This window comes from Intrasporangium sp., assembly GCF_030452765.1.
Lineage (GTDB): Bacteria > Actinomycetota > Actinomycetes > Actinomycetales > Dermatophilaceae > Intrasporangium_A.
Window position 1 is genome coordinate 1 of sequence record NZ_JAKDLO010000222.1, and the last position, 6,289, is coordinate 6,289.

Annotated in this window: 8 protein-coding genes; 1 reads left to right on the forward strand and 7 read right to left on the reverse strand. The window is 70.3% G+C overall.

The features are described 5' to 3' along the window. Nucleotides 1–192: 192 nt before the first annotated feature. From L0H79_RS19795 to L0H79_RS19815, 5 genes are all read right to left on the reverse strand, one after another. The gene (locus tag L0H79_RS19795) at nucleotides 193–1,113 is read right to left on the reverse strand and encodes a hypothetical protein (RefSeq protein WP_301486362.1); all 921 of its coding nucleotides are present in this window, start codon (nucleotides 1,111–1,113) and stop codon (nucleotides 193–195) included. 10 nt (nucleotides 1,114–1,123) lie between these two features. Next, complete coding sequence (locus tag L0H79_RS19800; protein ID WP_301486363.1) at nucleotides 1,124–1,576, reverse strand: helix-turn-helix domain-containing protein; 453 nt, start codon at nucleotides 1,574–1,576, stop codon at nucleotides 1,124–1,126. A gap of 93 nt (nucleotides 1,577–1,669) precedes the next feature. Beyond that, a complete protein-coding gene (locus tag L0H79_RS19805; protein WP_301486364.1) occupies nucleotides 1,670–2,734 on the reverse strand; it encodes a folate-binding protein YgfZ in 1,065 nt (354 codons plus the stop codon). Nucleotides 2,735–2,774: 40 nt separating this feature from the next. Further along, on the reverse strand, nucleotides 2,775–3,272 hold the full coding sequence (locus tag L0H79_RS19810) for an FABP family protein (RefSeq protein WP_301486365.1): 498 nt from the start codon (nucleotides 3,270–3,272) through the stop codon (nucleotides 2,775–2,777). 155 nt (nucleotides 3,273–3,427) lie between these two features. Then, the gene (locus L0H79_RS19815) at nucleotides 3,428–4,624 is read right to left on the reverse strand and encodes an acetoin utilization protein AcuC (protein WP_301486366.1); all 1,197 of its coding nucleotides are present in this window, start codon (nucleotides 4,622–4,624) and stop codon (nucleotides 3,428–3,430) included. A 46-nt stretch (nucleotides 4,625–4,670) separates the two neighbouring features. Between L0H79_RS19815 and L0H79_RS19820 the strand changes: the two genes are divergently transcribed. Next, entirely contained in the window at nucleotides 4,671–5,339 is a 669-nt protein-coding gene (locus tag L0H79_RS19820; RefSeq protein ID WP_301486369.1) for a TrkA family potassium uptake protein, read from the forward strand. Between the two features lie 53 nt (nucleotides 5,340–5,392). Here the strand turns inward: L0H79_RS19820 and L0H79_RS19825 are convergent, their stop codons facing one another. After that, on the reverse strand, nucleotides 5,393–5,923 hold the full coding sequence (locus L0H79_RS19825) for a GNAT family N-acetyltransferase (RefSeq protein WP_301486367.1): 531 nt from the start codon (nucleotides 5,921–5,923) through the stop codon (nucleotides 5,393–5,395). A 141-nt stretch (nucleotides 5,924–6,064) separates the two neighbouring features. Next, the coding region (locus tag L0H79_RS19830; protein ID WP_301486368.1) for a hypothetical protein at nucleotides 6,065–6,289 on the reverse strand (225 nt) is incomplete at its 5' end.

The window sequence follows — 6,289 nt, forward strand, 5'->3', positions numbered from 1 at the left end:
CGCCCCCCCCCCCCCCCCCCGCCCCCCCCCCGCCGGGGGCCCCCGGGGGGGCGGCCCCGACGCCGGGGGCGCCACGCCGGGGCCCCACGACCGGGGACGCGGTCAGGACGGCTGAGACGGGTTGGTCCGGCATGTCGCGCAGTATGCCTCAGGGCCGCCACCCGTTGCGGGTGACGGCCCTGAGGCTGGATGTCACTTGGCCGAGCTGGACCCTGCCTTCGGGGCGGTCGACTTCTTGGCGGCCGTCTTCTTGGCGCCCGACTTCTTCGCGGCTGGCTTCTTGGCGGCCGACGTGGAGGCGCCGTTGCTGCCCGCCGCGGACGAGCGTGCGGCTGTCTTGCGGGTCGTGGTCTTCTCGACCTCGTGCGCCTTGCGGGTCGCCGCGCCCTGGCGAGCGGCCCCCTCGCGGACGGCCTCCTCGCGCTCTGCCGGACGCGTGGCGGGCACCGGTTCGGTGGCCGTGTCGATGGCAGCGGCCGACTCCTCGATCTGGTCACCAACCCGGCGAGCGTTGTCATCGACGACGTCGGCGAGGGTCCGCGCGACCTTCTCAGCCTCTGCCGCCGTGGTCTTGACGACCTTGCGGCCGGTCTTGATCGCGGCGTCGGACCGGTCGGCGAAGTCAGCAGCGGCCCTGGTGCCCCGGTTGCGCGCCTCGGCGACGATCTGCTCGCCGCGTGCGGCCGCGGCGTCGTACTGGTCCTTGGCGTTGCTCGCCAGCACGAGCCCCTGGTTCATCACCTGGGCGGGCAGGTCCTGGGCACGTGCCAGGATCTTGTCGGCCAGCTCGGTGGCAACCTTCTGCATCTCCGTCGAGCGGGTCTGCAGGTCGGCGACCCGCTTCTGCAGGTCCTTCTGGAGGTCGGCGGCCTCCTTCTTGGCGTTGCCGCGAAGATCGGTGTCCGCGGCCTGCTGGCGGGCGGCATCCAGCTGCACCGCGGCGTGCCTCATCGTGTCCACTGCCTGGTCGGCCGCGCCGACGACCGCGTAGAACGGCGTCGGGTCGAAGGTGACGTCGGCCAGTCTCCCCTCGATCACCTTGCGGACCTCCGCCAACGTGGCCTCGGCCTGCTTCTGGGCGTCCTGGACCGCCTTGGCCAGTTTCTTGTTCATAGCCATATGGTTATTCCTCCTTGGTTGTCGCGGCGGGTGCTCCGCGCGACGTGTGCCGGGACCCGTTTGTGCCTTCAGGCCGAGCCCGGGTGGTCGTATGTGACTCCTCGGCGGCGGTCTCGCCGACGAAGGAGAGGTAGACCTCGACGAGCACCGTGCGTTGCCGGTCGGTCAGGACCGGGTCGGCTGCGATGGCTGAGAGGACACCCGCGGCCGCCTCCGGGTCGGAGACCCGCTCGTCGAGAATGCCGGCGCGGATGTAGAGCGACTCCGCCGATACCTGCAGTGCGCGCGCGATCTGCTGGAGGATCTCGGCGCTGGGTCTCTTCAGTCCTCGCTCGATCTGAGAGAGGTATGGGTTTGAGACCCCGGCCAGCTCGGCCAGCTGCCGCAGCGACAGCTGGGCGTTCTCGCGCTGTTCGCGCAGGTACGCCCCGAGGTCGGGAAGCGGAAGCTTGCTCATGCCTCCATTATGCTAACTGCAGCAAGCAGAATGCAAACTATGGCTAGCGTGAGCCCTGCCACATCCGGTCGGCAAGGGCCGGTGCCGCGCCGGTCAAGGGGCCACGATGACGGTCTGGGCAGCGCTGATGCCATCGACGAGCAGGTCCGCGGTCGGGTCGGTGTTGCGTTTGACGATCGCCAGCGCGATCGGGCCATCGACGTGGTGGCGCCCGACGGAGGTCAGGTGACCCACGACGCGCCCAGCGGCATACACGTCGCTGCGGGGTGCCGGGAGGGTGTGGCCGGACCCATCGAGATGCAGGAACACGAGCCGGCGCGGTGGCCTACCGAGGTTGTGGACGCGAGCGACCGTCTCCTGCCCGCGGTAGCAGCCCTTGTGCAGGTGGACCGCGGTGCGCAGCCAGTCGACCTCGTGGACGATCGTGCGATGGTCGGTCTCATGCCCGAGCTGCGGGCGCCACGCCGCGATCCGCAGCGCCTCGAGGGCCCAGAGGCCCGCGAGCGGCCGGTCCTGCACGGCATCCACGAGGCTGGAGCGGGCGACGAGGACCTCGCGCCAGTGCCAGTCAGCGCCCGGGTGCCCCTCCTGCGGACCGTATGCCGCTGTGTCGCCGACGAGCCCAGGCCATGGGTCGCGCCAGGCGAGGGGCTCGCCCGGTGCCGACTCGACGCCGCACGGTTCGCCGAGCACCGCCCACACGTCGGTCACGTCGGCAACCTCGACCCGGAGCATGAAGCGCATCCCGTCGAGCCACTCGAGCAGAGCGGGACCGGCCCCTGGCTCGGTCGTGATCCACGTGGTCTCCCCGTCGTCGACCAGGTGCAGGCAGTGCTCCACCTTCCCCTTCGGTGTCAGGATGAGGGCCTCACGAGACTCACGTGCCGGCAGGCCGGTCAAGTGCTGCGTGGTGAGCGAGTGGAGCCAGCTGAGCCGGTCGGGGCCCGTGACCGTCAGGACGTCACGGTGGGACAGGTCGACCACGGCCAGCCCCTCCTCGAGGAGACGCTGCTCGCGCATCGGGTCGCCGTAGTGCACCGCGACCGAGGCCGTCGCGCCCTCACCGGCGACGGCGCCAGCTTGACCCAGCAGCGGGCTCCGTGGCACGGGTCTGGTGGCAGGTTCGGGTGCGGTGGCCCCGGCTCCCGTGGTCGACATCGACTCACTCACACTGCTGCAACGGTTCGGCACGGCGCGGTCATTCCACACGCTTGAGGGTTGCGGACACGTGGCTCTGCAGCCGCTCGCCGACAGCAGCCATGTCCATGACCCACATGAGCTGGGACTCCACGAGGCCGTACATCCGGGTCGCGGAGTTGTACTCCTTCGCTCGTGGGGAGCGCAGCACCGCGTCGCTGCGCAGCGTGATACGGGCCGGCTCCATCCGGCCCACGTACATCTCGATGATCCCGGTCGGGTGAGCGAGGAGCAGCTCGACCTCACCGTCCTCCTGCGGCCGCCAGAAGCCGGACTCACGGGCCGCGGGGCGCAGCTTCTCAGCGCTGTCGGGGTCGAGGATCCAGGCTCGGCTCTCCCAGGTGAGGAAGCCGCGCCCGTCGTGGGTCACGTCGACCTGCTGCCCGAAGTTCGCCGAGTCGATCGTCGGGTAGCCGACCACCCCGGCGCCCTCCCAGTGACCGAGGAGCCAGGCGAGCGGTCGAATGGGCTCGGGAAGATCCGCGTCGAGCTGGAACATGAGCCTGATCGTAGCCGCCGTGAGGTGCGCAGCCAGGTCCGGTCGAACTCGGTCGAACTCAGTCGCATCCATCGTTCGACTGAGCCGAATCGGCGCTCCCATCCTCCCTCGCTGGCGCTCGGTCGATCCTCACCCCGTCGTCGAACAAGCTTGGCTCAGTCGAAGTAGACGTCGAGGCCGTGCAGCGGGAACACCGCCTGCCGCGTTGCCATGACGGCGCGGTCGACGACATTGCCGGGGTCGTAGCCCATGTCCCACGAGCGCCACCAGACCGGCCCGTCCTCGGCCGTGAGGTCCCCCATCCGGACCGGTCCCGGACGTCCGGTCAACTGGTTGACGTGGTCGCGCCACCCCTGGGGGACCGCGGTCGACGCCTTGATCGGCGTGTGAGCCGCGATCGCCGTCAGGTGGGTCCACGTCCTGGGCACCACGTTGACGACCTCGTAGCCACCGCCACCGAGCGCGACCCACCTGCCGCCGCACACCTCGTGGGAGAGCCGGTGCAGGGCGTCGGCTGCGGAACGCTGGGCGTCGACGGTGACCGCGAAGTGGGCGAGCGGGTCCTCGGCATGCGTGTCACACCCGTGCTGCGTGACGAGGACATCCGGCCGGAAGGCACGCACGAGGGGCATCGCGGTCGCATGCAGGGCCCGGAGCCAGCCTGCGTCGGCAAGCCCCGGCGGCAGCGAGACGTTGACAGCCATCCCCGTCGCGTTCGCCCCCCCGATGTCGGTCGGCCAGCCGGTCCCCGGGAAGAGTGCCCGGCCCGTCTCGTGCAGGGACACGGTCAGGACGCGCGGGTCGTCCCAGAACACCCGCTCGACGCCGTCGCCGTGGTGCACGTCGACATCGACGTACGCCACGCGCTGCGCCCCGTGGTCGAGGAGCCAGGCGATCCCCAGCGCGATGTCGTTGTAGATGCAGAAGCCGGACGCCTTGGCGGGCATCGCATGGTGCAGCCCACCACAGAAGTTGACGCCGTGCGCGGCCTCACCCTCCCAGACCGCTCGGCACACGTCGAGCGACCCGGACGCGATCCGCGCGCTCGCCTCGTGGATGCCGACGTACGCGGGGTCGTCCTCGGTGCCCAACCCGTAGGACCCGTCTGCCGAGGACGGATCCTGCGACGCGGCCCGGACCGCCGCGATGTACCCGAGGTCGTGCACCCGGCTGAGCACCTCGTCAGTCGCCGGCTCGGCCCCGACGACCTCGACCTCGTCGTTGTCGAAGACCCCGAGCGCGGCACAGAGCCTGGCCGTCAGGTCGAGCCGGATCGGTGCCATCGGGTGGGTCGGTCCGAAGTCGTACTTCGTGAAGGAAGGGTCCCAGATGACCCGCGCCTGGCTTGGCATGATGGAGACGCTACCCCGTCCCCGCATCGGCCACCGGGAGGATCCCATGGCGCGCAACCGGCTCTTCGACGATGACGTCATGGTCATCGGGCTCGGCCGCTTCGGCTCGGCAGTCGCGCTCGAGCTGACGCGGCTCGGCACCCGTGTCATCGCCGTCGAGCGTGACAACGCCCTCGCCGAGACCTACGTCAACAAGGTCGCCAAGGTGGTGCACGCCGACATGGCCCAGTCGAGCGCGATAGAGATGGTGAGCACGGCCGGCATCAGGATCGCCATCGTCGGGATCGGCTCATCGGTCGAGTCATCGGTGCTCGCCGCGGCCAACCTGGTCGACGCAGGCGTTCCCTCCATCTGGGCCAAGGCCCTCTCACCCGAGCACAAGCGGATCCTCGACCGGATCGGCGTGCACCACGTCATCTCGCCCGAGGCCGACTCGGGCCGTCGGGTCGCGCACCTCGTCAACGGCCGCCTGCTCGACTACATCCAGTTCGACGACGACTATGCGATCGTGAAGCTCAAGCCACCCACCGAGACGATCGGCTTCACCCTGGAGCAGGCCCAGATCCGTCGGAAGTACGGCATCACCGTGGTGGGGGTCAAGGCCCCCGGCGAGGAGTTCACGCACGCGGTGCCGACCACGAAGATCTCCGCCCACCACGTCATCGTCGTGAGCGGGCCGATCGAGCTCATCGAGCGGTTCGCCGCCCGTCCCTGACCCCGCGGTTGGGAAGGACCCCATGGCAGGCAGGTGAGCGGCATACCGGCTGGTCAGAGGCGCGTGTGGCTGCTCTTGTCCTCTCCGAGCGGCAGGACCATCGCGATCTCCTGCTCGCCGTCCTCCTCGCTCACGACGCGCATCGGCCGGCGGTAGTCGGTCGGGCGGAAACCCATCCCGCTGGCGAACGCGACCGCTCGGCCGTTCTCGGTGCCGACCCAGTAGACGACGTGACGCCGGCCGGACTCCCTCGCCTGCGCAGCGGCCCGGCGCACGAGCGCCGACGCGACGCCGGAGCCACGGCGATCAGGCGCGACCCACAGCGCGAAGATCTCGCCCGCATCCCCTTCTTGGGCCGTCTCGGCCTGGCCGACACTGACCACACCGACCGCTCGATCGTCCTGCTCCGCGATCAGGCGAACCGATCGGTTCATCCGTTCGCGCCAGACGGACTCTCCCAACGCCGACTCCTCCTCGAGGCTGGCGACGAACGCCTCTGGCGATTCCCGCAGCCCTTCCAGCCGGACGGCGCGGTAGGCCGCCCAGTCTTCCTCGGTCAGGGCACGCACGGTGAGTTCGCTCATGGGGACACCTTCGCATGAACCAACCACCTCAGGCGACCGAGGTGTGCTTCCCGGGTGGGTGACCTTTGCCTCAGGACGCCGTTCCCCCAGCAGGTATGCCGCGCAGCGGGCGCACGCGCCGCGGCGCGGTGGCCGCGCGGGTCAGGTCTGCAGATCGACCTGCATCTCGACCTCGTGCAGGTCGGCCCGGCGGGGCCGGACGAGCGAGGACACCCGACACGACCCGCAGCTCACCGCCACGATTCGCGCCGAGATCGGAGTCACGATCGCGCGGGCCGCCGTCGAGTCCGCGTGACGGATGCGCCGGTCACCTCGTGGTGGCCGGCGCCTTCGCTGCCGCGACCTCGTTCGCGACGCCAGTCGGGT